Genomic DNA, 22481 nt, shown 5'->3' with positions numbered 1-22481 from the left:
CCGTTCATGAGCCAGATCTGAGTCTCCGCGGTTTCAGCGTTATGCCAGAGGATATCGACACTGCCGTTCTGATCGAAATCACCGGTCCCAACAATGCTCCACGGTGATCCAATGAAGATGGGACTACTCTGCTCGTCGACCACCGTAGGCCGACCGGCGATCTGATTTCCGTTCATGAGCCAGATCTGAGTCTCCGCGGTTTCAGCGTTATGCCAAAGAATATCCATGGCCATGCCCGTCTTTCTCTCACAGTGCATCGCGGAAAAATTCGACAGTCGCAGTGCGGGTGACGAGGGTCGCGGCCGAGTCGTCACCCGCATTCAACGAAGCGATCTGGGTGCATCCGTTACGCCTCTATCCCCGGCGAATACTCTGGGGGTCAGAATAGACATATGCATCGAGGTCGTTACTGTTACAGTTCAGTAGCCGCAGCGGGCTCTTCATTGCCCGTGAACGTATAGGTCAGCAGAACTGCAACCCGCTATGACCTGTCCAAGCTTCATCCCGAAACCTCTCGGATTTTGAAGCCACCCCATGGGGAGCCGATTCGCTGGCGAGGGAATTCGATGTAGCCCAGCATCTCCAGCATCCCCCGGTTGCAACTCTGGTGCATCTCGGGCGGATGGTCCGACGGCAAGCGGAGCGGCACCTGTATTGAACGGCGTAGGGAGTGGTGCGACCCGACGGGGTTACTGCTCTTGCCCCTGTGCCAAGTTACGGGACAACGCTTAGTACTCCAGCTGTAGATCTTGATCACGACTGGTGGAGTGCCTGACGTTTGGTAGTGGCTGCTCCGTGCACGGGCCTGGTGTCGTCGGCGCCAGCATGACCAATTGAACCAGCGCGCCAGGCCGCGTGGTTGCGGTGCGGCGAAGGCGGTGAAGAGACGTTGGATCTCGCCGCAGGTCAGCGGGGCGAGCCCTGGCGGCGTGGTCGCGGGGGTCCGTTCGATGGCGGCCGTGACCACGAGGAATGCGTGCGCGAGCATGGCCAGCGTGGTCCAGCGATGCCAGGAGGTCCAGCGGCGGACCTGGTGCTCGTCCAGGCCCGTCAGGCCCTTCGCGGACTGGAAGGTCTCCTCCACCGTCCAGCGGCGCCCGGCCACCCTGACCAGAGCGCTCAAAGGAACGGGTCCAGCCGAGTAGCAACGTTAGAAGGCGAGTTGGCCGGTGCACCGGTTGCGTCGAATGAGCAACGACCGGTGACCCGTGCTGCTCGCCGGGCTGTCGATCTCTACTTGGGCCCAGTCGTAGAAGCGGTGACCTTTGGCGCCCTCTCCGGCTGAGAGTCGCTGCCCTGCAGTCTTCGGGAGGCAGTGGGCCAGCGTGCCGGCCGTGAAGATGCCCGCGCGGGTCGGGATCGGTCGCTTGCGTGAGACGGCGAGGACGTAGCCGACCTGACGGCGCTCCAGTTCGGCGCTCAGGTGGGGGTCGCCACCGTAGACCTCGTCGCCGGTGACCCATGAGGCCGTGACGCCGGCGTCCAGGGCCTGGGTGATCATCTCGGTGGCCAGGGCGGGCTTGGTGGCGAACCCCGTGTGGTCCGGGATGCCTGCGGCCCGGCACCGGTCGGGGTCCTGAGTCCAGGAGCGTTGGATGTAGAGGCGCCGGTCGATGGCAGCGTGCCCGACCGGGGTGGAGTAGACGAGGTAGACGGCGACCTGGGCGTTTTCGATTCGCCCCGCGGTCCCGGTGTACTGGCGTTGCACCCCGACGCTCGCGGTGCCCTTCTTCAGGTCACCGGTCTCGTCCACCACCAGGACGGCGTCCTGGTTGCCGAGGTGCTCGACCACGAAGTCCCGTATGTCGTCGCGGACTTTGTCGGCGTCCCAGGACGCGCGGCTGAGCAAATGCTGCATACCGGCCGGACTGCTGTCACGGGCATGCTCCGCGATCGTCCAGCAGTTCTTCCGCGGTAACTCTGCCAGCAGGCCCAGCACGAAGGCCCGTGCCCTGCGACGCGGCTCGACCCGGGCGAACCGCCTCGACATCGAAGTTGCCGAAGGTCAGGGACTCGAAGACCCCGTCGGGACCACCCTCTGCGACAGCAGCGGCAGCTTCGGCGTCCGGTGCCACGAAGAACTTGATGACGATGCTCACCGGGGCATAGTGCCTGTTCCACCGGGCCCGGTCTCCCTGCCAGCGGCCAGCAGAAGCCGACCTACCGACCCGAGATGCTGTCCGCCCACAGGACAAGATCAAGATACACAGGTGGTACTAGGTTCACCATGAGATCGGGTACAGGTTTCATGGCACCGTCCTCCTGCGGGGCCCTAGCGTCGATCCCATGAAACGCAATCGCCGTATCAGCGCCGTCGCGGCGCTGGCGCTCACCGCCCTCGCCACCGGAACCGGCGCCGGGTCCGCCGCCACGACCACACCGTCGGCCACGCCGGTGGCCACGCACGCGTTACCCACCGCACCGGCCACGGCCACCGCGCCACCGCGGTCCCTCCAAGGCACGCTCCCTGCGCCGAACGGCCCCTACGCCGCCGGCGAGGACGTCATCCACCTTACCGACGCGAGCCGTCCCGACCCGTGGGTGCCGTCATCCGGCCCCCGCCAACTGACCGTCACGATGGTCTACCCGGCCGTCCCCGGGACCGGGACGCCGGCCCCTTATATGACCCTCGCCGAGGCAGCCGGACACATCCAGCACGCGAAGATACCGGCGAGCTCCGGCGTCACCCCGCAGAAGCTTTCCAGCGTCACCACTCACGCCTTCGACGGCGCGCGGCCGCAACGCGGGAAGTATCCGCTGGTGGTCCTCTCACCCGGGTTCGGGGACCCGCGCATGGTGCTCACCTCGCTCGCGACCGCCCTGGCCAGTCACGGCTACGTCGTCGCGCTCGTCGGCCACACCTACGAGGACAGCGGCGAGACGCTGGCGAACGGCCAGACGCCGCCGTGCGCGATCTGCGATGACCCGAACCTCGACACGGACACGGTCACCGCCAGCCGCGCGCTGGACGTGTCCTTCGTGATCGACCAGTTGACGCATGGCAATAGCGCGTGGCGCCTGGCACACCTCATCGACAAGCACGAGATCGGCATGGCCGGACACTCCATCGGCGGAGCGGCCGCCGCCACCACGATGATCGCCGACCCGCGAGTACTGGCCGGGGTGAACATGGACGGCACCTTCAGCCCGGCCCCGATGCCCGGCCAGATCAATCGGCCGTTCCTCATGCTGGGTGCGGCCGCCTACCACTCGGCCGGCGGTGGCGACAACTGGGGGCAGGCCTGGGCCGCCCTCGGCGGCTACAAGAAGTGGCTGGCGGTCACCGGCGCCAACCACCCCAGCTTCACCGACGTGGACCTGCTCGAGGAGGAGGCCGGGTTCCCGACGCCGCCCCTCGACCCCGAACGTGGAATCATGATCACGCGTGAGTACGTGACGGCGTTCTTCGACCGGACGCTGAAGGGGATCCACAGTCCGCTGCTGGAGGGCCCCTCGCCGAACAATCCGGAAGTACTCTTCCAGCTCGGGAGTTAAACCAGTGACCGTACAGTCCCTCCTCCTGCGGTGTCCTAGCGTCGTGCCATGACGATTCCAGCTGGACCGAGACGCACGGTCGTCCGGGCGCGGCGGGACACCGGCTTTCTTGCCGCTGGTGTGCTGCCGCACCTGGCGCTGGTGCCCGTGTCATCCTGGGCGGGGCTGACTACCGCCAGGACGGGGAACTGGCTCCTGACGGTTTCCATGTCGGCCGCCCTGGTCCTGCTCTGCACCCCGGTGCTGACGGCCGTTCAGCGGGCTCGCTACCGGGTGCTCATCGGTGTGGACGTCCCCCGGCTCACCCCCACCGCGCCGGAGAAATGGACGTGGGCCTCGGCCGCCCGGTGGCTCGCGGCAACGCGGCCCTGGCGCAAGGTCGGCTACCACCTCCTGCTGGGCCCGCTGCTCGCGCTGCTGGAGCTGCTGGTGCTCGCGCTGGCGGCGGCGGGCCTGGCGGGCGTCACCGCCTACGCCTGGGCATGGGCGCTGCCAACCGGAATGCGCCAGGACTGGTTCGGCAACCTGACCCAGCTGCCGGCTTACACAGCGGCTGGACTCCTCCTCCCGTGCGCCCTGCCCTGGACCGCGCGGGCAGTAGCCCGGGCCGAGGCGCGGCTGGCGTTGGGCCTGCTCGGGCCCAGCCGGGCGCAGCGGCTCCAGGAGCGGGTCGATCAGTTGGCCGTGAGCCGGACCGACTTGATCGAGGCCGTCGACGCGGAGCGCCGCCGGATCGAGCGTGACCTGCACGACGGCACCCAGCAGCGGTTGGTGTCTCTCGCGGTCAACCTGGGTCTGGCCATTGCCACCCGCCCGGACCTGCCGAGTGATGCCCGCGAGGAGATCGCGAGAGCCCACCTGGAGGCGAAGGAGGCGATCGCCGAACTCAATGACCTGGTGCGGGGGCTGCACCCGGCCGTGCTCGAAGACCGAGGTCTGGACGCGGCGTTGTCCGGGCTGGCTGCCCGCACGCCCCTGCCGGTGCGGCTGCGGGTCAATCTGGAGGAGCGGGTGGCGCCCAACGTGGAGTCAGTTGCGTACTTCGTGATCTCTGAGGCGCTGACCAATGCGTCGAAGCACGCCAACGCGACGCGTGCAGAGGTGATAGTCCGTCAGGTCGGCGAGGTGCTGCGAGTGCGCGTTACCGACGACGGGCTGGGCGGTGCCGATGTCGCAGCCGGCACGGGGCTGACCGGGCTGGCCAAGCGGGTCGGCTCCCTCGACGGGGCCTTCCACGTCAGCAGCCCCGTTGGCGGGCCCACCACCATCACCGCGGAGCTGCCGTGCGCGCGGTGATCGCTGAGGATTCGGTGTTGTTGCGGGTCGGCCTGATCAAGGTGCTGGAGATGGGCGGGTTCCAGGTCGCCGCGGAAGCCGGCGACGCGGAGGGGCTGTTGGCGGCAGTGGCGGAACACCGGCCCGAACTCGCCTTGATCGACGTCCGGATGCCGCCCGGCTTCACCGACGAGGGCGTGCGGGCGGCGATGGAGATCCGTCGGCGCTGGCCGGGGACGCCGGTGGTGCTGCTCTCGCAGTACGTGGAGGAGCGGTACGCGGCTGACCTGCTGTCTGCGAACACCAGCGGTGTGGGCTACCTGCTCAAGCAGCGGGTTGCCGATGTCGCCGACTTCGTGGCGGCGGTCCGGCGGGTGGCGGACGGGGGCACGGCCCTGGACCCGCAGGTCGTCGCCCAGTTGCTGCTGCGGCGCGACAGCGACCCGCTCGCGCGGCTGACCCCCCGCGAACGGGAGGTGCTCGGCCTGATGGCCGAGGGGCGCTCCAATGCCGGCATCGCGCAGGCGCTGGTGGTCAGCGAGAGCGCCGTGGCGAAGCACATCAACAACATCTTCGCCAAGCTTGACCTGCCCGTGGTCGACGCGGACCACCGCCGCGTCCTGGCCGTGCTGCGGTTCCTCGGAGCGTCCCGGGCCTGACTTTCCCCTTCGTGATCACGATCTACGGCTGGAGTATTAGGCGTGGCCTCATACCGCCCCACGCCTATCAGGGCTGCTGGCGGACATGGCCGGTCCCCCGGTCGGGGCCGGCACCGGCTGCGACGACGACGGAGAGGACTGCGGCGCCGCGGCTTCTCCAGGTCGCGCCTCTGGTCGCGCTCCTGGTCGCAGCTCTGCTCGCGCCTCACGTCGCGCTCCTGGTCGCGGTTCTGGGCGCACCGGCCCCGGGCACGGTGTGGAGAGAACAGCAGGCCCCAGGGCCCGTCACGGGCCGGGTGGCACGCCGACTGCTAGATGATCAATTCCAAGGGGTCAGTGGACGTACGTTGTCAGCGAGCGGAGGGTGTCCCGTCCGGTGGCATCGTTGTGCCAGATCACGGCGGCCAAGGCGAGGATGCGCTGCAATACGCGGGTGATGACACCGCGAGGTGTGCGTCCTCGGTGTTGTTCGAGGTTGAGGTGTCCCGCGAAGGCGATGGGCAGCCCCTGGAGGGTGCATATCAGGTGCAGGCGCAGACCCCAGAAGAAGCGGCTGTGGCTGGCGCAGTAGCCGTACTCGGCCCATCCGGCCAGGTCAGAGCGTTTGACGGTCTCCCGTGAGCGGCCGCATTCCACGGGTGTGGAGTCCACGATCCACACGTCGTCGCTCCACACCGAGGTGCTGGTGGCCAGGATTCGGGTGACGTGACGTAGCAGATCGGCGGCCTTGCGCAGCCGCTTGTTGTAGCCGGGTTGCTGCGGCAGGTACGGGAAAAGGTGGCGAAGGTGGGCCCGGGCATACCGGAGCCACCTGGCCTCGGAGGTGAACCCGAGCATCGCCTGCATCATCGCGAGGGTGACCAGCTCGGCGTCGGTGAGCTGCGGCGGGATACCCACGGCAGGCCGCCACGGCGCCAGGTCCGGGCGCTGTTTCAGCAGATCGCCGGTCGCCGCATACAGTGCTGTCGCGAGGGTGTCCAGGTTGTTCGTCACACAACGATCTTGGGCGGGTCGGCTACGAGTTCGATGACACCAGCCGCGTACGAACGAGCGCTCGCAGCATCGCGGCGCCCGTCCCTACGGCTGCAAGGTGCAGGACCGCCGCGAGCGCGAGGTTTTCCGGCAGGGCCGCACCGGCTGGCTGCGCGACCGCCAGGTACAGGGTGAACGGAAGCTTCCAGCCGCTCCAGGCGAACAACGAGCCCGAGCCGAGCCAGCCGAACACCATCGGGCCCCATCGGGGGACTCGTGCGGGCCGGCCTCGGACGGCAGCCCAGGTGGCGGCGGACGCCACCAAGGCCCAGAGCCCGAAGACGCCGGACAGCACATGCCAAGCGAGGTCCCGCTCGCCGCGGTGGGCAACCCCCGCGGTGCCGCCCACCGCCCAATACAGCCAGATGAGACCGACTGCGGCGCCGACCACCGTCATCCATGGCAGCGCCCTTGGCGAGCCTTCCCCACGGTCGCCGAGCCTACCCGCGAACGCGTCCGGCCAGCGCCGCCGCAAGTACGTGGGCAGCGCGATGGCCAGACCCAGCCCCATGCCTACAAACCCGATCTGAATCAGCGCGGCCTCCCAGACCGGCATCGACGAGCCTGCGTCACTCCCGCTCTTCGGATTGCCATCCTCCGAGCCCAGCAGCGAACTGAGAACGGCGTACGGCAGCACGGGGACGAGGAACCCCGTCCCAACCCAAGCGCAGAAAGCCAACGGGGCTGCCGGTATGCGCATCCCCCACGGCCGCACCAGCGCGAGCGCCACCGCGATCCCGATCCCTGCCATACCGATCGTGGCGCTGTTGAGCACCACCCACTCCGCCTTGCCGAATCCGGTCCCGACCGGCAGCAGCCCCAAGAGCGAACCGACCACCCACGACACCTTGATCAGCAGGTAGGGCGTCAGCGCCAGCGCTGCCCCATACGCCGCGACCCGCCCAGCCCGATCCCATCGATCCACTTGAACTCCCAATTCACGCAACAGAGTTCAAGTCTCATTCACCGCTGCCCCCCGGGCGTCAACCGCCGGGCGCATCCATGTCATCACTCAGGAGGAGTGAGAATCAGCCGAAGGGAGCACACAAAACTACTGGAGCACGAGGAGCCGCCGATTCACGCCCTCAGCCAGCCAGATGCAGCCTTCAGTGGCACCCTTGGAATTGATCATCCAGGCGTTCCCGTGTCACCGAATTCTGACCGCGTGCCATCGAAGCGTGACGGACGCCAGTTTGTGTCACCGAAGGTTGATCGCGCTGGTCACCCCGAACCGGCGCCAGCCTGCCCAACCGTCGACGTCTAGCCTTCTCGCATGGGGAAGCAGCAGCGATTTCCAGACCCGTCACCGGAGGGAGAGGAGGCCGCCCGCCACTTCGTGCAGCAGTGGGCGGAAGCGGTCATCCGTCAGGCCCACCGCACCCGCCAGGCGCGGAAGGACAGCGCCGCCGACTCGCGGGCCTAGGACCTTGCCGAGGACTTCAGCCCGCCCGTTGAGCAGCTCCAGGACGACTTCCGCACGCAGTGGGCCGAGGAACACCTCCTGATCTGGTGCGCCCACCAGCTCGAGCGCTGGCGCGCCCGTCTCGCTCACGAGCGGGGCGAGGAGCTGCCACCCGAGGACGAGGCCCTCAAGCTCGTCCGCGACGCTCTGGAACACCTCGAAGAGGCCGCCTTCACCGAAGACGCCGCCCGCTCTCCAAAATCCAAGGGATCCGCCGGCCGGGCCCTCCGCGACCTCCCTGAGCAGCAGCTGCGCCTGGCGCTCGGAGGTCACAGGCTCTTCGAGGTTCTGGACGCGGAACGAATCGACGAGGAGGCCCTCAGGCTCGTCCAGTCCATTGCGGACGAGCTGGGGGAGCGAGCCGTGGCTGCGTATGCGGACCTCCTGCGCGGACACTGACCCTCACCGCTGTCCTGTGCCAGGGATGGGATCGGGACGGACCCTGTCAGGGCTCTGACCAGCGCGATCAACCTTCGATGACGCAAACTCGCGTCCGTCACGATTCGATGGCGCGCGGTCAGAGTTCGGTGACACAGGTGACCTGTGCCACTGATCGCTGATCGATTGCCACCCAAGGATGATCAACGCCAGTTTGTGCCACCACAGGTTGATCATTCCTACCCGAAGGACGCAGCAGGCCACAGCGCCGGACGTGTTCTCAGCGTTGTCGTCAGAAGGCGAGGAACCGTTCACCGAGCCCGGCCCACCAGCCCGGTTGCCCGCCGCAGGCGCGGCCTGCTCCGACGCTCTTCCACCCGCCGCCGTCCTGGTCGCTCCGGAAATGCTTGAGGACCAGCAGCATGTCGCTGAAGGAGGGCGTCGCACCGGGTGCCGGCCGCAGCGCGGCCGAGCGGGCCAACCGCCAGGACCGGCGGCCGTCCAGTGACTCAGAGGTGCCCAGCGCAGCACGGGGTCGCTGGTGCGCTGGGGCTCGGCCGGGACGAACCGCCAGCGCTGGCTTGCCGCGCCGTCGTCGCACTCACGCAGGACGACCCCGGTCTCGTCCTCACCGGGGTCGGCGAGGTCGAGAAGTTCCGTTGTCGTCGCAGCGTGAGCTGATCGCCCTGCTGTCCTCCCCGCCGACGCGGGGGTGTTCCGGTGGCTGTAATGGACGGCGATCAGGTCGAGGCGTCCTCCCCTGGCTTTGTCCAAGAACGGGCTCTGGCTCAACTTCCGTGATCGCGTGGCTGGTGAGTTACACCGGCTGGGTAGGTAGCGAGGGCTTTTCGTGGGCGCGTGCTGCCCGGATGTCGACCGAGAGCTGCTGACGAACGAGTCTCAGTCAGCAAGGTCTCTCGCTTCGTAGCTGGCCAGCCCCAGGGCAAGCAGGGGCGGCACCAGTGCGTTCAGATACCAGGCCATGTCGGTGAGGGCTGGTGTTCCGGCGAGGCTCCGCCGGTCGATCGTCGGGATGAAGGAACAGTGCAAGCGGCCAGCTTGAAAAAGTAGTTGGCCACCGGTTTCCGCAGTTGAGTGATAGATGCAGACACCGACGTGATGGTCGACATTGGCCGGTGAATCCACCGAGGTCAGGACTTCAGCTGCCTGCTCGGTTGAAGCCGACTGCCAGTCGAACAGGTCGTTGTTGTTGACCACGTAGGAGATACCAAGCGGTTCCTGCAGCGACCATCCCTCGCCGGCCAGGGCTCGCACCACGGCGTCAACGGTGACGGCACGTGCGAACACGAGATCGATGTCGGCGGTCCTGGACATTCGCGGCTCCTGCGGTGGGGGTGATCCTGGTCGGAAGCGTTTCACGTGTTGGCATGCGTCATGGAGCGAGGAGCACTCGTTTCCTATCGAAGCCTTCGACACCGACGCCGCGGTAACCGCCACCGAGTTGTCGCGGTTCGGTCACTCGTGGGCCGCCGTCCACGCCATTCATGTCGCCCGCCCCACCGCCGCTCACCCCGGCGGCCGGTACCTGCTCACCCTGACACCTAAGGCCTACGCCGGCACCGGCGTCCAAGCCGTCCACCCGGACCAGTAGCCGCCAGCCACCCCGGCGGTAGACCGACACGATCCCCGAGCTCTATGCCCACGGGGACGTCTTGGCCGCGGAGCCGCAGGCGTCCTTGCAGGGCCGGTCGCCCCGGCGGGACACCAGGAGTGTCCCGCCAGGCCCCGGTCGTCCCATGACAATGACCCCCCAGCGCTGAAAGCCCACAGGCCCAAACCAGCACTACTGACTCTCACTACCACCGACACCGAACCGAGAGATCGCACCTTGATTCCTCACGCCTCGTCAAAGGCCTCGAGCAGGCGCTCGTACGCCAGCTTCGGCCGCAGGGCCGCGTCCCACGGCAGGGAATCGGCCGTGCGCGGAGGATAGACCTTGGTGTCGGCGGTGGAACCGTACCGGTCGGTGAATCCCCATGTGGAGAACGATGTGCAGTTCGGCTCCTCCAGGCAGACCCGCAGCTTGCCCGCCATCTCATCAGCCTGGGTCTGCCGCCCGTCCTCCTCGTCCTCACCTATGGGGACGTCCATCTCCGATACCCGCGCCTGAACGCCGAGCTCCGCCAGATCCCGCACATGGCTGCGGAAGGTCTCCGGGTCGATGCGGTCGCCGGGTGTGTACTCATGGTTCTGGAAACCCACGCCGTCGATCGGTACGCCGCGTTCCTTGAGCCGCTTGACCAGATCGTAAAGGGCGTCCCACCGCTCGCCTTCCTGCTCGACCCCGTACTCGTTGAGGAACAGCCGTGCCTTCGGATCGGCCCGGTGGGCGGCCCTGAACGCCTCGTCGATGTACTCCTCGCCCATGGCCTCGAACCACGGGCTCTGCTCGGAGCGCAGACCGAGATCCCCGTTGGTGTAGCTCTTCTCGTCGTCGGACATGGGCTCGTTGACCACATCCCATTCCGCGACCTTTCCCTTGAAGTGCCCGGCGACCATGGCGATGTGCCGGAGCATGGTCCGGCGCACCTCCTCGGGGTCGTCGTTCTCCCGCATCCAGTTGGGCAGAGCCTCGTGCCAGACGAGGGTGTGCGCGTGCACCTTCATGTCGTTTGCGCGGGCGAAGCGTACGAGCAGGTCCGCGTCGCGGAAGTCGTAGACGCCCCGGCGTGGGTGGAGGAACTGTGGCTTGAACGCGTTCTCCGGAGTGAGCATGGAGAACTGGCTCCCCGCGAGCGCCCGGTAGCGTGAGTCGGTGAGCAGCGGGTTCTCGGCCAGGGCGGCGCCGACGTCGAACGGCCGCCCCACCTCTGCGGCACGCGCACGCAGCGAGTCGTCGGACTGCTCCTGGCGTAGCTGCGGCGCCTTGATCACGCGGAGCGAGTCACCGCTCTCTGCCCGCGCGATCAGCTGCGTCAGACGCCATCCCTCGCGGCGCTCGTCTTCGCCCGCGTCCGCCTCCAGACCGAACCAGACAGTGCCCTCGGCGAACACCCCCGGGTCCTGCACGGTTCCCAGCCACCGCCCGTCGGCTTTCACGCGGAAGGTGTCACCGATGCTCGACACGGCGAGCGTCACCGTCCCGGAGCAGCCGCAGTCGAAATCCTTGGAGGTGGCCGGCTCATCGCCCTCGCCGTCCCATATCTGCACCTTCACTTGTCCGTCAGCGGTCACGCCGACGCGGAGTGAGGGCCGCTCCTGCCGCCACTCGTCGTAGATGACCGGTACCCGTCCGTACAGCCGCAGCCATGAGTCGCCGTCATCGTCACCCACACCGGACATGCGCGCGGTGACGGTGAAGTCGCCATCGGACCTAAGATGTGGGCCGGCCAGGTTCAGCGGGGGGTTGGGCTGGCCGCCGGAGGAGTCCTGCTCCACGATGTGCCGATCCAATGCGCTGACCCGCAGGATGCCGTTCCGCGCGGTGGTGCCCGGCATCTGCGTCCAGTCGTGGTTCCGCAGCAGGTCTTCGTCGTCTCCGCCGGCCGCGCCTTCGCCCTGCCCCGTACACCCGGCCGCCACCGCCATGACGAGCACCACGGCGGTCAGTCGCTGCCACGTCCCCCCACCAAGGTCCACGGCCCCTCCCACTCTCTTGTTCGAGACGAGGTCAACGTCTCGAAACCGGGCCACAGTTCATCACACATGAGGTACGGCGGCCTTGTGCGGCACGTCCCAGCTCGTGTGGCGGAGCGGGCCCGGATCGTTGCGGCCTGCGCGGAAGGCGCATCAAATACGCGTGTCCCAGCGGACTTCAGGGTATCCACGGAGACGGTACGCAAGTAGCGCTCACGGTTCGCTGACCGGCGGATGGTGGGACTGGCGGGCGAGCCGCAGCCGGGCCGCCACAAGTCAGAACTGGTACTCAGCGAGGCCGAGTGCACGGAGTTGATGCGCTGGTCGTGACGTGCGAATACGCGGAATCGTCCGGGCGGTCATGCGACTTGCTGCGGTGCTGGGCGGGGCGGGGCACGGACTGGACGCGCCGGGCGGGGGCCTCGATGAGCTGGCCAGCTGCCTGGTCGAGCCAGGAACGGAGCGCGGGGATGTCGCCGAGTCCGGCGGCGGTGAGTACTTGGGCACGCCTCGTCGGTGGTGGCGATGCCGGGCAGGATCGTGGGCTGTCCGGGCGCCGGGCGGGCCCCGGTGGCGGCGGCCGGGTCCCGCAGGAACGAGACGGCACGGCCGTCCTCCTCCCCCTCGCCGAAGCCTGGGACTCCGGGACCTCCACCTGGACGCCTGCGGAGCGCGAGGCCTACGCCACGACCTCGATGATCCCCGCGACCTGATCGCCGTCTCGGCCGCCTCCAACCGGTCCAAGGCCGACCGGGACTCCTCCCCGTGGCTGCCCCCGGCCGCCGGCTACCCCTGCACCTACGTCACCGACTGGATCGCCGGCAAAACCCGCTGTGGCCGGACCGTCGACACCCCTGAACAGACCGCACTGGCCGAGGTCCTCGAACAGTGCCCCGACACCCCGATCACCGTCACCCTCGCCCGGTAGAAACCCAGCGGCCTCCCGATGGCCGGGTGACTACGCAGCTGGCCGCTGCAACGCGTGGAGGCGGCCGGGGCAAGTCGGCCACGGCCCCCAGCATCGCCCCGGACGCGAACAGCCGGGCGACGGGACCACGGGGACGCGTCCCGGTGACGGCGCAGGCACGGCGGCGGACCGGGGACGTGACCGCGTCGCCGTCGGCAGGGGCCATCGCGGTGGAGGGTCAGCGGGGGCCGCGTTCCTGGATCTGGTTGGCCAGCCGCTGGTCGGGGCGGTGGGGACTCGCCGCAGATCTCTTCGGCGTTGAGACGTTCTACGGCTTCGCGCAGGGTGGCGGCCTGCGGTGGCCCGCGGCCGATTCAGCCGGGCGCGGTGGTGGGCGTGGACGATGTGGAATTCCGTGTCGAGGGCCTGACGCATCCAGTGGGCGACGAGCGGGCGCCGTCAGGCGTGGCGGTCAGGCGCTGTGGAGTACTTGGGGAGCAGGGGGTGTGGTTCTGAGACCGGCCGGTTTGCGAATGCGGCGGGCGGCGGCCAGAGGCGTGGTGACCCGGGCAGGGGCGGTGCCGGTGATGGTGGCGATGCGGTCGATGCTCAGGCGTAGGTCGTCGTGGAGGAGCGCGGTGTCTTCGGCCGGGGTGGGAGTGCGGCCGGCGCGGCGGGCGACGGCGCGGGTGTGCTCCTGCCAGGCCCAGGCGGAGGGACATTGTTCGGTCATGATCCAGGTCCAGTTGCCGGCGATGAGGTCGAAGAGTTGGGTGACGCTGAGCCGGGCCTCCTCCTGCGGACGGCGTGCGGCGGCGTAGGCGTGATAGGCCGGGCGGTGCAGATCGTAGAAGGCGTAGCACGCGGTGGTGAGCACGGACGCGGTGTGCGGTGTGGGCTTCATGGTGCTTTCCCCCCGGGCGATGGGCGGGCAGATCAGCTGAAGGTGGCCGGGGAGGCGCTCTGGTGGAGTTTTGCCGCCGGCGGTGGTACGGGGCCGAGCGTGCTGCTCGGCATCGGGACTCCGGTGGTGGCCGTGGTGCTGTGGTGGCTGTTCGCCGCGCCCCGGGCGGTGTTCCGGCCGGCGCTGCCCGGTGTCCTGTTCGTGAAGGCGCTGGTGCTGGGCGGGGGTGCGGTGGCGCTCTGCGGGGTCGGGCATCCGGTCGGGGCGGTGATCGTGGCCGTCGTGACAGTCGTGAACGTCACGGTGGCGGACACGTTCCGCCGGCCGGCGCCCGGAAGGGCAGGTCCGCCGGCCGCCGGGGAGTTGACGGCGTCTCCCGCGGCGCCCTGCGACCTTCCGTGACGGCTCGCTCCGGCGCCCGGGGCTCCTGACGACCGTCACCGCCCGGTGGGTCAGGTGGTTGTCCCTGCGGTGCCAGGTGTGGGGCCGGCCGCGACGGAGAAGTCGAGGACGAGGCCGTCGTCTCCGGCGTGTGCCGAGGTGAGCGTGACTCCGTGGGGCAGTGGGGTGACGGCCACGGTCCTCGGCCGCAGTTCGTCGCGGAGTGGGGAGGTGGCCGGCAGCCCGGCGAGGTCGTCGACGGCCACGGTGCGGCCGAGGACGCCGACCGTGGTGGGCGTGATGGTGAGGGCGTGCCCGGTGGTGGACAGGTGTGTTCGTACGGTGACCGGCAGGCCCAGGCGGCCGGCGCTTCCGGAGAGGATCAGGTCGCCGTCCTGGCCGCCGGCGGTCAGGGTGCCGCCCGTCGCGGCCAGGCGCCGGGTCACCTGGTCGTAGCCCACGGTGGCGGTCGCGGTGCCGCCGGCGCTGTCACCCCCGGTCGTCACGTCGTTGAGGTGGACGCGCAGGTCCAGCACGGTGTGCCGGCGGTGGACCCCTTTCGCGTGCACGTCGACGTCTCCCACCTCGCCGCCCAGGGTGCGCAGGCCGGCGAGGGGGGTGGTGAGGTCGGCGTGTACGGGGCCGTCCGGCCGTAGCCGGCGCGCGGCGCGGGCGGCGATGCGGTCCTCGGTGTGGTGCTCGACCAGGAAGTCGGTCGCGCCGGTGAGCAGGGCCAGGGACGCGGCGGTCGCGGCCAGGACGAAGCGGGTCTTTCCGCGCGGGTTCGGTTTCACGGGACCAGGGCTCCGGATCGGTCGGTGGATGGTCAGGCGTGCAGGCGCGGCAGGATCCGGTCGAGCGGGCGGGGTAGCCACCAGTTCGCCCGGCCGATGAGGAACATGGCGGAGGGCACCAGGATCAGGCGGACCACGGTGGCGTCGACCACCACGCTGATCGCCAGTCCCAGGGCGAGCATCTTCACGACGACGGTCGGTGAGGCGGTGAAGGACAGGAACACGGCGGTCATGATGAACGCGGCGGCGGAGATGACGCGGGCCGTCGCGGAGAGCCCCTCCCCCACTGCGAGCCGGTTGTCGCCCGTGCGGTGCCAGGCCTCGGCGATCCGGGACAGCAGGAAGATCTCGTAGTCCATGGACAGCCCGAAGACGATCGCGAACATCATCATCGGCACGTACGACTCGATGGGCACCGGCTCGGAGAGTCCCAGCAGTCGGTCGCCCCAGCCCCACTGGAAGACCGCGACGAGCACGCCGTAGGACGCCGCCGTCGTGCACAGGTTGAGCACGACGGCCTTGAGCGCGATGAGCAGGCTGCGGAAGACCGTCATGAGCAGCAGGAAGGCGAGGACCAGGACGATGCCGATGACGATGGGCAGCCGGTGGCCGACGGTGTCCTTGAAGTCGGCCTGGCCGGCGACGGTGCCGGTGAGGTAGGCGGTGGCGCCGGTGTGGTGCAGGGCGTCGGGGAGGGTCCGTGCGGAGAGGGTGGTGACCAGGTCGCCGGTGGCGGCGTCCTGCGGGCCGGTGGTCGGGGTGAGCGTGGTGACGAGGATGTTGCCGTCGGCGCTCGCTCTGAGGGGGGTGAAGGCGGCCACGCCGTGGGCGGTCGCGAGGGCCGCGGCCACGTCGCTGGTGATCCGGTCGACGGGCGTCGTGGCGTCGCTCACGTCGACGACGGTGACGACGGGCCCGTTCGCCCCCACCCCGAAGCCCTGCCCGTCGGCTCGGGCGATCCAGTCGTAGGCGGTTCGGGTGCTGCTGCCGGGCCGGTCGGCGCCGGCGTCGACGTGGCCGAGGCGCATCGACAGCAGGGGCAGCGCGCACACGCCGAGGACGGCGACGCCGGTGGTGAGGAACGTCCAGGGGCGCCGGGCGACGAGGTCCGCGTAGCGGTTGCGGCCGTCGCCGGCCGCCGTGCCCTCGGCGACCGGGCGGCGCAGCCTGAGCCGGTCGATGCGTCGGCCCACCAGGGCCAGGGCCGCCGGTACGAGGGTGAGCGCGGCGGCGGCGGTGACGACCACGGCGAGGGTGGCCGCGAGGCCGATCTTCCCGATGAAGGTCAGCCCGCAGGCGTAGAGGCTGAGCAGGGCGACGGCCACGGTGAGAGCGGCGGCGAGGACGGCGCGTCCGCTGGTGTGCGCGGTGCGGGCGGCGGCGTCGACCGGGTCGCGCCCGTCGATGAGGTCCTGGCGGAAACGCGTCGTCAGGAACAGGGCGTAGTCGATGCCGACGCCCAGGCCGATCATGCCGGCGAGGGTGGTGGCCGAGGTCGCGAAGGAGACGGTGGCGGCGACGATGCCCACGATGCCGAGGCCGGCGCCGACGGCGAGCAGCGCGGTGATCAGGGGCAGCAGCGCGGCGAGGACACTGCCGAAGGCGAGCAGCAGGATGGCGAGGGCGGTGGCGACGCCGATGCCCTCGCTCAGCGTGTCGTCGGCGGGGGCGCGGACCACCTGGTCCAGGTCGCCGCCGTAGGCGACGCCGAGTCCCGCGTTCCGGGCGGGGTGGGTGGCGGTGTCGAGCCGGCCGGTGTAGTCGTGGCCGAGGTTCTTCAGTTGCTCGTCGAAGGAGACGGTGGAGTACGCGGTGCGTCCGTCGGCGCTGGTGACCGGCGTCGAGACGGCGGTGACGTGCGGCAGTCCGCGCAGGTCGGTCAGGGTGCGGTCGAGCGCGGACCGGTGGTCGGCCAGGGTGCCGGAGCCGGTGTGGAAGACGACTTTGCCGTTCGGCCTGCCCGCCTCGGGCATCGAGGCGGCGAGGAGATCGGCGCCGGTGTGGGAGGCGGTGCCGGGCAGGCTGACCTGGTCGCTGAACGTGGGCGCGGCCAGGTGCCGTCCGGCCAGTGCGGCCACGAGGACCAGCAGCCAGGCGGCGATCACCGCTGCCGGGTGCCGGGCGGAGAAACCGCCGAGGCGGCCCAGTCCCCCAGCCCGACGGGCGGTGGGCGGGCCGGGCGCCGCAGGGGCGGCGGTGTGCGGCTCGCTCGGCGGGGGTGGTGGGTGCGGTACGGGTCGAGCCACCGGGGCCTCCAGAAAAGTGTCACGAGTGACACGAACTCTAGAGACATAGTGATGGATGACAATTGGCATGGGTGACATTTCGTGGGGACGCGACGCTCGGGGCGCAATCCCGGGGCTGCGGGGAGGCCGCGGCGGTGGGGGGCGCCGTCCTCGCGAGTGGCACCGTGTGTCAATTGACAGTCGTGCCACAGCGCGGGAGGCTTCCGGCATGTCCCATGAGAGCGCCACCGCCGGCCTGCGCGAACGCAAGAAGGAGGAGACGCGGCACCGCCTGCTGGAGGGGGCCGCACGCCTGTTCAGGGAGCGCGGTTTCGAGGCGACCACCGTCGCGGACATCGCCGCCTGCGCGAACGTCTCGGCGCGCACCTTCTTCCGCTACTTCGAGAGCAAGGAGGCGCTCCTGCTGCCGGACAGCGTGGAGATCTTCGCCTACGTGGAGGACGCCCTGGCCCGGCGGCCGGTGCGGGAGGCGCCGCTGGACGCGGTGTGCAACGCCCTCCTGGAGGCGGCCGAGCCGTTCGCCGCCTCCACTCTGACCGCCCTCAGCCATCCGGTCCAGGGCATCGAGAACGTCGTCACGGCCCGGCTCGTCCAGGCCTTCTCCGACTTCGAGGAGCGGCTCACCGTCCTGGTCGAGCGCAGACTGCCGCCCGACACCCCGGACGCCGACCTCACGGCCGCGGTGATCGCGTGCGCCGCCCTGTCCGCGGTGCGTGCCGTCCTGCGCACCCGCAGGGCGCGCCGGGCCGCCGGCCTCACGGACACCGGCCCGGCGCCCCTGCTCCGGGCCCTCGGGATACTGCGGTCGATCGGCTCCCCCGAGCAGCCTTGACGGGCGAGGGACGGCTGCGGACCCGGGGGTACGGGCCGGCCGGCCCCGGCAGGGAGAGCCTGGGGCTCAGTCGCCGGTGAGGGTGTGGAGGTTGTCGACGAGACGGCCGGCGAGCCGGTCGCGTTCTTCGCCGGTGAAGCCGGCGAGAGCTTGTGCGTCGATGCCGGAGCGCAGGGCCTGGACGTCGCCGCGGATGCCGCGAGCTTTGCCGGTGAGGTGGACCAGGGCGCGGCGGGCGTCGGCGGGGTCGGGAGAGCGGGTGATGAGCCCGTCGCGTTCCATACGGCGCAGGTTTTCGGCCATGGTGGGCTGTTCGACGCCGGTGCGGGGGGCGAGTTCGCTCTGGGTCTGGCCGTCCGTCGCGTACAAGGTCGCCTCCACGTCAGCGGCCGCCGAGGTCATCAGGCGCTGGCCTCGCCGTGGCGGTCCTGGTGGCGCAGCACGATCGCCAGTTCCCGGGCGGCGGCGGCCGCCGCGAGCGGGGAGCCGGATACTTCGGCCCAGGTCCGGGCCCGGTCCGCGGTGAGCCGCGCCTTGTCGTAGGCGCCGACCTTGCTGAGGATCGAGGAGGCCAGTGTGTAGACCGAGGACAGCCGGGCCTGGTCGAGGTTGTGGCGGGACGCGGCGGCGCGGTGTCCGTCCGCGATGAGGCCGGGCAGCACGGCCAGGAGCCGACCGTGCACGCCTTTGTCGTACAGCTCCCGGGCGGTGGCCAGACGGCCGTCCAGGGGGCCCTGGCCGCTCGTCGGCGCGGGGGTGGCAGCGAGGGCCTCGTCCAACCCAGTGAGCAGGGCGGCCGGTCCGGCGGCCGCCGTGGCGGTGAGCAGCGTGCGGCGGCGCATGGGGTCCTCCTTTGCGTCACGCGGGCTGGCCGTCACTGTCGTGCCGGCCGGTGCCGCCGTGGCCGGTGGCGCCAGAGAAGTCATCAGGATGTGTCGGGGCACGCCGACCTCGGCCGCCGCCAAGTGCACCAGCGTCAAGTCGGCCACCCACGAGCGACGTTCCAGCCGCGAAACGGTGGCCGCGTAGCAGCCGATCCGCTCCCCGAGCACGGCCAGGGTCCAGGCGCCGAGACCCTGCCCGCCGGGGACGGACCGCGCGCCGCCGAGACGCTCCTGGTGACCGCGCTTCGACACTGACGCGCAAACAGCCGCTCCTGGTGACCGCGCTTCGACACTGACGCGCAAACAGCCGCTCCCGCTGGACGGGCGGCTGCGTTCCGGGTGAGCACGGCGCTTGGCCGTGGTGAGGGTCCCGTCGCCGAGGGCGACCAGGCGCGGCACCGCGTCCAGGGCCGGGCGGCCGGTCCCGGCCACCCCCTCGGCGTGGCCGGCCGGCCAGTCACCGAACTCCTCGCCCGGTACCTGCGCCGGCCGCCTGGATGACGGTCGCACGCCCCCCTCGGCCGCCCGGCTGCGCGGGACCGGGCATCGCAGGCTCTACCCGGGTCGGCCCGTGGCGTCGCTGGAAAGGCAGAGGTTCGTGATCCGGGCTCGCGGCGACATCGCCCCGGCCAGCTGACGGGCTTCATGCTCATCACGCACCACAAGGTGCTGAACTCCAGCTGCGGTGACAGACAGAGGGGTTCGGGGCAGGGACGCACGATCCCGTACAGGGCGCGCCGCCGCCCCGTCCTGAAGAGCGGGATGCCGTAGGCGAGGCTCTCGGACACCTGCGGCCTCTCGGGGATCTCCACCCGTACCTCTTCATCGTGCCAGGCCCGTTCGGCGACCGCGGTGAACCTCGGCGCGCTGCCGCGGTCGCACGTCCTGCCACCACGCCCGTGCCACCTCCGCCGCCCGGCCCGGCCAGCTCCTTCCGCCTCGCGGTCTCCTGCTCGCGCTGCCGCCGCCATGCCTGCTCCAAGCGCCGCTGCTCCTGTGCCCGGGCGCGGCGGGTCTCTTCGTCTGCGGGCGGTACGGGCCAACCGCGACCAGTACGGCCACCTCGACGTCCCCGCCGACCACACCGGCTACCGGCTACCGGCTCGGCACCTTGCCGGACGCCGGAGATCCGGCCGGACGAGACCGGGGCGGGCGCGGCGGCCAGGCCGGCGAAGGCACCGGGAGGACCGCGGCGGCACGCCGCCCGGGGCGAGGCAGCCACGGCCGGCGCCAGGACCGTGGCAGGGCGGGGTCCGCGCGGTAGCGCCGGCACGGGACGGTGAGGCTCCCGGGACGGCCTGGTGGGCCGGGCAGCAGGCGGACGGTCGCTCGGGACAGCAGCAGGTCGGCACTTACCCGGTCTGGGGCTCAGCCCTCCGGGATGACCTCGTCCGCCTGCATGCCCTTCTGGCCCTGCACCGCGACGAAGGTCACCTTCTGGCCTTCCTTGAGACTCTTGAAACCGTTCCCCTGGATCGCCCGGAAGTGCACAAAGAGGTCCGGGCCGCTTTCGGGGGTGATGAAGCCGAACCCCTTCTCATCGTTGAACCACTTCACGGTGCCGGACTGCCGCTCCGCCATATCCACTCCCTTAAGTCACGTGATCAGGTCGGACGTGCAGGACGCGACGCCCGATGAGCCGATCATTCCTGATGGCAGGACGATGATGGCGGTGTTCGAGGCGTCTGACTGGTAAAAGTGCCTCCTCCTGGGTGGCGCCGAGTGGAACGCCCGTCAGGCACTCGGCGGCTACCGCCGCTCACGCCCGGCGGTAGCCGCCCGGCCGGGTCAGCTGCCTGCACAGCACCTCGGCCGCCTGACGCAGCCGCTGCAGGGCGCCCGCGGGTAGAACCCGCGCCCTCCCCGCCAGCTGACGGCTCGTCGACCGGTGCCACCACGGCCGCCCACCGCAATCTACTCACACCGGTACATCCCCTCGCCCCGGCCCCGGCCGGCGGGAGCGCGGCCGTTCATGCCGGCCAGCCACCACCGACAACCCTGGCTGCCCAGCATCCAGGTTCTGCCCGCGCCGCCGGCGAATGGCCTACCCCGGTCAGGTACGAAAGCGGGAGAACCAGCCGCCGGCCTTGTGCAGGGTGGCCTGTTCCTCCGTCTTCTGGCGCAGGCGCTCCTGCTCCTGGCGCTCGCGGTCGTCGGTTTCGGCCTGCTGCTCGGCTGCGACGGCCCCGTCCTGGCAGTCCTCGCACAGGTGTGGGTGCCACGGACGCCTTGCTCGAGTCCCGGGTGTAGCCGACCGCCTGCCACCGGGCGTCGGTGAACTTGTGCCCGCAGTTCGCGCCGACAGTGTGCGGCCGGGCCCCGGTCAGCGGGCCAGCGTGACGGTGACGGGGACGTTGGGGCAGCGGCCGAGCACGTCTGCGAGCGTGGCGTGCTCGTCGGTGTCGATGCTCAGTCGCCAGCGGGTCTTGTCGGCCACAGTCGGTGACGTGCTGGCAGCGGTAGCCGGCGGTCGGCGGCAGCCAGGTGCTGGGGTCCTGGTCGGCCTTGGACCGGTTCGAGGCAGCCGAGACCGCGATCAGCGCGCGGTCGTCACCGAGGTCGTTGGCGTAGGCCTCCCGCTCCTTCGCCGTCCATGCGGAGGCGCCGCAGTCCCAGGCCTCGGCGAGCGGGACCAGGTGGTCGATGTCGACACTGCTGCGCCCCTGGATGTAGCGGTCGTCGTAGGGCGAGTACCACTCGCCCGGTGGGCGGCAGAGTTCTGCAGGTGCCTGATGATCTTGTGCCTGATGATCTGTGGGGTCGTGTCGCCCCGCTGCTCCCTCCTCGCCCGCCGCGGCGCCGCCGGTATCCAAGTCGGCTGCCGGCGGATGACCGTGTGGCTCTGCGCGGGATTGTCTACGTCCTGCGCACGGGTGTGACCTGGGCTGACGTGCCGACCGAGACGATCGGCTGCAGTGGGGTGACGTGTTGGCGGCGCCTGCGTGAGTGGACCGAGGCCAGTGTCTGGCCCCGCCTGCACGAGATCCTCCTCCCGGAACTGCGCGCGACGGGCCTGCTGGACATGGACGACGCCGCGATCGACGGCTCGCACGTCCGGGCCCTGAAAGGGGGGCTCACACCGGACCTTCGCCGGTCGACCGAGGCCGCCGGGGCAGCAAGCACCATCTGATCACCGACCGGCACGGAACGCCCCTCGCAGTGTCGGTGACCAGCGGAAACCGTCACGACGTCACCCAGCTCATGCCCCTCTTGGACGCGATCCCCCGCGTCCGCGGCCTGGTGGGTCGGCCCCGACAGCGACCACGGCGGCTGTTCGCCGACCGCGGCTACGACTACGACTACGACTACGACAAGTACCGTTGCCTGCTCCGCGCTCGTGGCATCACGCCGAAGATCGCGCGTAAGGGCACCGCCCACGGATCCGGCCTGGGCAAGAACAGGTGGGTCGTCGAGCGAACCTTCGCCTGGCTCCACCAGTTCAAACGCCTGCGGACCCGCTACGAGATACGAGCCGACCTCCACCTCGGACTGCTTCAACTCGCCCGCGGCATCATCTGTTTGAGACGGCTCCGAACCTCATTCTGAAACGATCAGTAAGTCGACTGCTCGTTCACGGACGGGTTTGGTGCATGGGTCTGTGTGCCCCTGGTGGGTGGTGGACGGTGACGACCGGG

Annotated in this window: 20 protein-coding genes and 3 pseudogenes; 7 read left to right on the top strand and 16 right to left on the bottom strand. The window is 70.1% G+C overall.

All coding sequences use genetic code 11. The features are described from left to right. From ACGFT1_RS26820 to ACGFT1_RS26810, 3 genes and pseudogenes are all read right to left on the bottom strand, one after another. A partial coding sequence (locus ACGFT1_RS26820) for a hypothetical protein (RefSeq protein ID WP_373911532.1) occupies positions 1-233 on the bottom strand: 233 nt, incomplete at its 3' end. 545 nt (positions 234-778) lie between these two features. Next, positions 779-1939: pseudogene (locus ACGFT1_RS26815) on the bottom strand (IS701 family transposase); the annotation flags it as partial. Beyond that, positions 1875-2099: a hypothetical protein gene (locus ACGFT1_RS26810; RefSeq protein WP_373911546.1), complete on the bottom strand. Its 225-nt coding sequence runs from the start codon at positions 2097-2099 to the stop codon at positions 1875-1877. The gene ACGFT1_RS26810 and the pseudogene ACGFT1_RS26815, both read right to left, overlap by 65 nt. Before the next feature lie 187 nt (positions 2100-2286). Here ACGFT1_RS26810 and ACGFT1_RS26805 point away from each other — a divergent pair, with 187 nt between their 5' ends. Genes ACGFT1_RS26805 through ACGFT1_RS26795 form a run of 3 tightly spaced genes read left to right on the top strand, consistent with a single transcriptional unit; the run spans position 2287 to position 5429 of the window. Then, positions 2287-3495, top strand: a complete 1209-nt coding sequence (locus ACGFT1_RS26805; RefSeq protein ID WP_373911531.1) for an alpha/beta hydrolase family protein — start codon at positions 2287-2289, stop codon at positions 3493-3495. A 48-nt stretch (positions 3496-3543) separates the two neighbouring features. After that, entirely contained in the window at positions 3544-4791 is a 1248-nt protein-coding gene (locus tag ACGFT1_RS26800; protein WP_373911530.1) for a sensor histidine kinase, read from the top strand. After that, positions 4779-5429, top strand: a complete 651-nt coding sequence (locus tag ACGFT1_RS26795) for a response regulator transcription factor (RefSeq protein WP_143600460.1) — start codon at positions 4779-4781, stop codon at positions 5427-5429. Before ACGFT1_RS26800 ends, ACGFT1_RS26795 begins: the two co-directional genes overlap by 13 nt. A gap of 333 nt (positions 5430-5762) precedes the next feature. Here the strand turns inward: ACGFT1_RS26795 and ACGFT1_RS26790 are convergent, their stop codons facing one another. The 6 genes and pseudogenes from ACGFT1_RS26790 to ACGFT1_RS26765 form a co-directional block, all read right to left on the bottom strand. Then, positions 5763-6422 carry a hypothetical protein gene (locus tag ACGFT1_RS26790; RefSeq protein WP_373911528.1) on the bottom strand — a complete coding sequence of 220 codons (660 nt, stop codon included), beginning with the start codon at positions 6420-6422 and terminating at the stop codon, positions 5763-5765. Between the two features lie 22 nt (positions 6423-6444). Next, positions 6445-7386: a hypothetical protein gene (locus tag ACGFT1_RS26785; protein ID WP_373911527.1), complete on the bottom strand. Its 942-nt coding sequence runs from the start codon at positions 7384-7386 to the stop codon at positions 6445-6447. 378 nt (positions 7387-7764) lie between these two features. Then, a complete protein-coding gene (locus ACGFT1_RS26780; RefSeq protein ID WP_373911526.1) occupies positions 7765-8319 on the bottom strand; it encodes a hypothetical protein in 555 nt (184 codons plus the stop codon). A gap of 280 nt (positions 8320-8599) precedes the next feature. Continuing rightward, positions 8600-8955, bottom strand: a pseudogene (locus ACGFT1_RS26775) (hypothetical protein); the annotation flags it as partial. Between the two features lie 246 nt (positions 8956-9201). Further along, complete coding sequence (locus ACGFT1_RS26770) at positions 9202-9636, bottom strand: hypothetical protein (protein ID WP_373911525.1); 435 nt, start codon at positions 9634-9636, stop codon at positions 9202-9204. A 522-nt stretch (positions 9637-10158) separates the two neighbouring features. After that, positions 10159-11901 carry an endo-1,4-beta-xylanase gene (locus ACGFT1_RS26765; RefSeq protein WP_373911524.1) on the bottom strand — a complete coding sequence of 581 codons (1743 nt, stop codon included), beginning with the start codon at positions 11899-11901 and terminating at the stop codon, positions 10159-10161. A 488-nt stretch (positions 11902-12389) separates the two neighbouring features. Here ACGFT1_RS26765 and ACGFT1_RS26760 point away from each other — a divergent pair, with 488 nt between their 5' ends. Further along, positions 12390-12611: a hypothetical protein gene (locus ACGFT1_RS26760; protein ID WP_373911523.1), complete on the top strand. Its 222-nt coding sequence runs from the start codon at positions 12390-12392 to the stop codon at positions 12609-12611. 666 nt (positions 12612-13277) lie between these two features. Here the strand turns inward: ACGFT1_RS26760 and ACGFT1_RS26755 are convergent. Continuing rightward, positions 13278-13709: a hypothetical protein gene (locus tag ACGFT1_RS26755; RefSeq protein ID WP_373911522.1), complete on the bottom strand. Its 432-nt coding sequence runs from the start codon at positions 13707-13709 to the stop codon at positions 13278-13280. Here ACGFT1_RS26755 and ACGFT1_RS26750 point away from each other — a divergent pair. After that, positions 13629-14111, top strand: a complete 483-nt coding sequence (locus ACGFT1_RS26750) for a YrdB family protein (protein ID WP_373911521.1) — start codon at positions 13629-13631, stop codon at positions 14109-14111. The genes ACGFT1_RS26755 and ACGFT1_RS26750 overlap by 81 nt on opposite strands. Positions 14112-14161: 50 nt before the next feature. On the opposite strand, the gene ACGFT1_RS26745 is transcribed toward ACGFT1_RS26750, so the two are convergent. Next, complete coding sequence (locus ACGFT1_RS26745) at positions 14162-14884, bottom strand: hypothetical protein (protein WP_373911520.1); 723 nt, start codon at positions 14882-14884, stop codon at positions 14162-14164. A gap of 32 nt (positions 14885-14916) precedes the next feature. Continuing rightward, positions 14917-17130 carry an MMPL family transporter gene (locus ACGFT1_RS26740; RefSeq protein WP_373911519.1) on the bottom strand — a complete coding sequence of 738 codons (2214 nt, stop codon included), beginning with the start codon at positions 17128-17130 and terminating at the stop codon, positions 14917-14919. A 208-nt stretch (positions 17131-17338) separates the two neighbouring features. Here ACGFT1_RS26740 and ACGFT1_RS26735 point away from each other — a divergent pair, with 208 nt between their 5' ends. Then, on the top strand, positions 17339-17962 hold the full coding sequence (locus tag ACGFT1_RS26735) for a TetR/AcrR family transcriptional regulator (protein WP_373911518.1): 624 nt from the start codon (positions 17339-17341) through the stop codon (positions 17960-17962). A gap of 66 nt (positions 17963-18028) precedes the next feature. Here the strand turns inward: ACGFT1_RS26735 and ACGFT1_RS26730 are convergent, their stop codons facing one another. The 4 genes and pseudogenes from ACGFT1_RS26730 to ACGFT1_RS26715 all read right to left on the bottom strand — a co-directional run. Then, entirely contained in the window at positions 18029-18364 is a 336-nt protein-coding gene (locus tag ACGFT1_RS26730) for a MarR family winged helix-turn-helix transcriptional regulator (protein WP_373911517.1), read from the bottom strand. After that, positions 18364-19356 (bottom strand): hypothetical protein, encoded by a 993-nt coding sequence (locus ACGFT1_RS26725; RefSeq protein ID WP_373911516.1) that lies wholly within the window; start codon positions 19354-19356, stop codon positions 18364-18366. The genes ACGFT1_RS26730 and ACGFT1_RS26725 overlap by 1 nt, the downstream gene beginning before the upstream one ends. A gap of 858 nt (positions 19357-20214) precedes the next feature. Next, positions 20215-20427, bottom strand: coding sequence for a cold-shock protein (locus tag ACGFT1_RS26720; protein WP_373911515.1), 213 nt, complete (start codon positions 20425-20427; stop codon positions 20215-20217). A 920-nt stretch (positions 20428-21347) separates the two neighbouring features. After that, positions 21348-21659: pseudogene (locus ACGFT1_RS26715) on the bottom strand (DUF1524 domain-containing protein); the annotation flags it as partial. On the opposite strand from ACGFT1_RS26715, the gene ACGFT1_RS26710 reads away from it, so the two are divergent. Beyond that, a protein-coding gene (locus ACGFT1_RS26710) for an IS5 family transposase (protein ID WP_373911514.1) occupies positions 21572-22392 on the top strand; the annotation gives its coding sequence in 2 pieces (ribosomal slippage) (positions 21572-21920 and positions 21920-22392; 822 coding nt in all). The pseudogene ACGFT1_RS26715 and the gene ACGFT1_RS26710 sit on opposite strands and share 88 nt — an antisense overlap. Positions 22393-22481: the final 89 nt, after the last annotated feature.

The sequence above is a fragment of the Streptomyces sp. Y20 genome (genome assembly GCF_043195475.1).
GTDB lineage: Bacteria > Actinomycetota > Actinomycetes > Streptomycetales > Streptomycetaceae > Streptomyces.
Note: the sequence above shows the minus strand (reverse complement) of the source record. Positions and strands in the feature narration are given on the sequence as shown.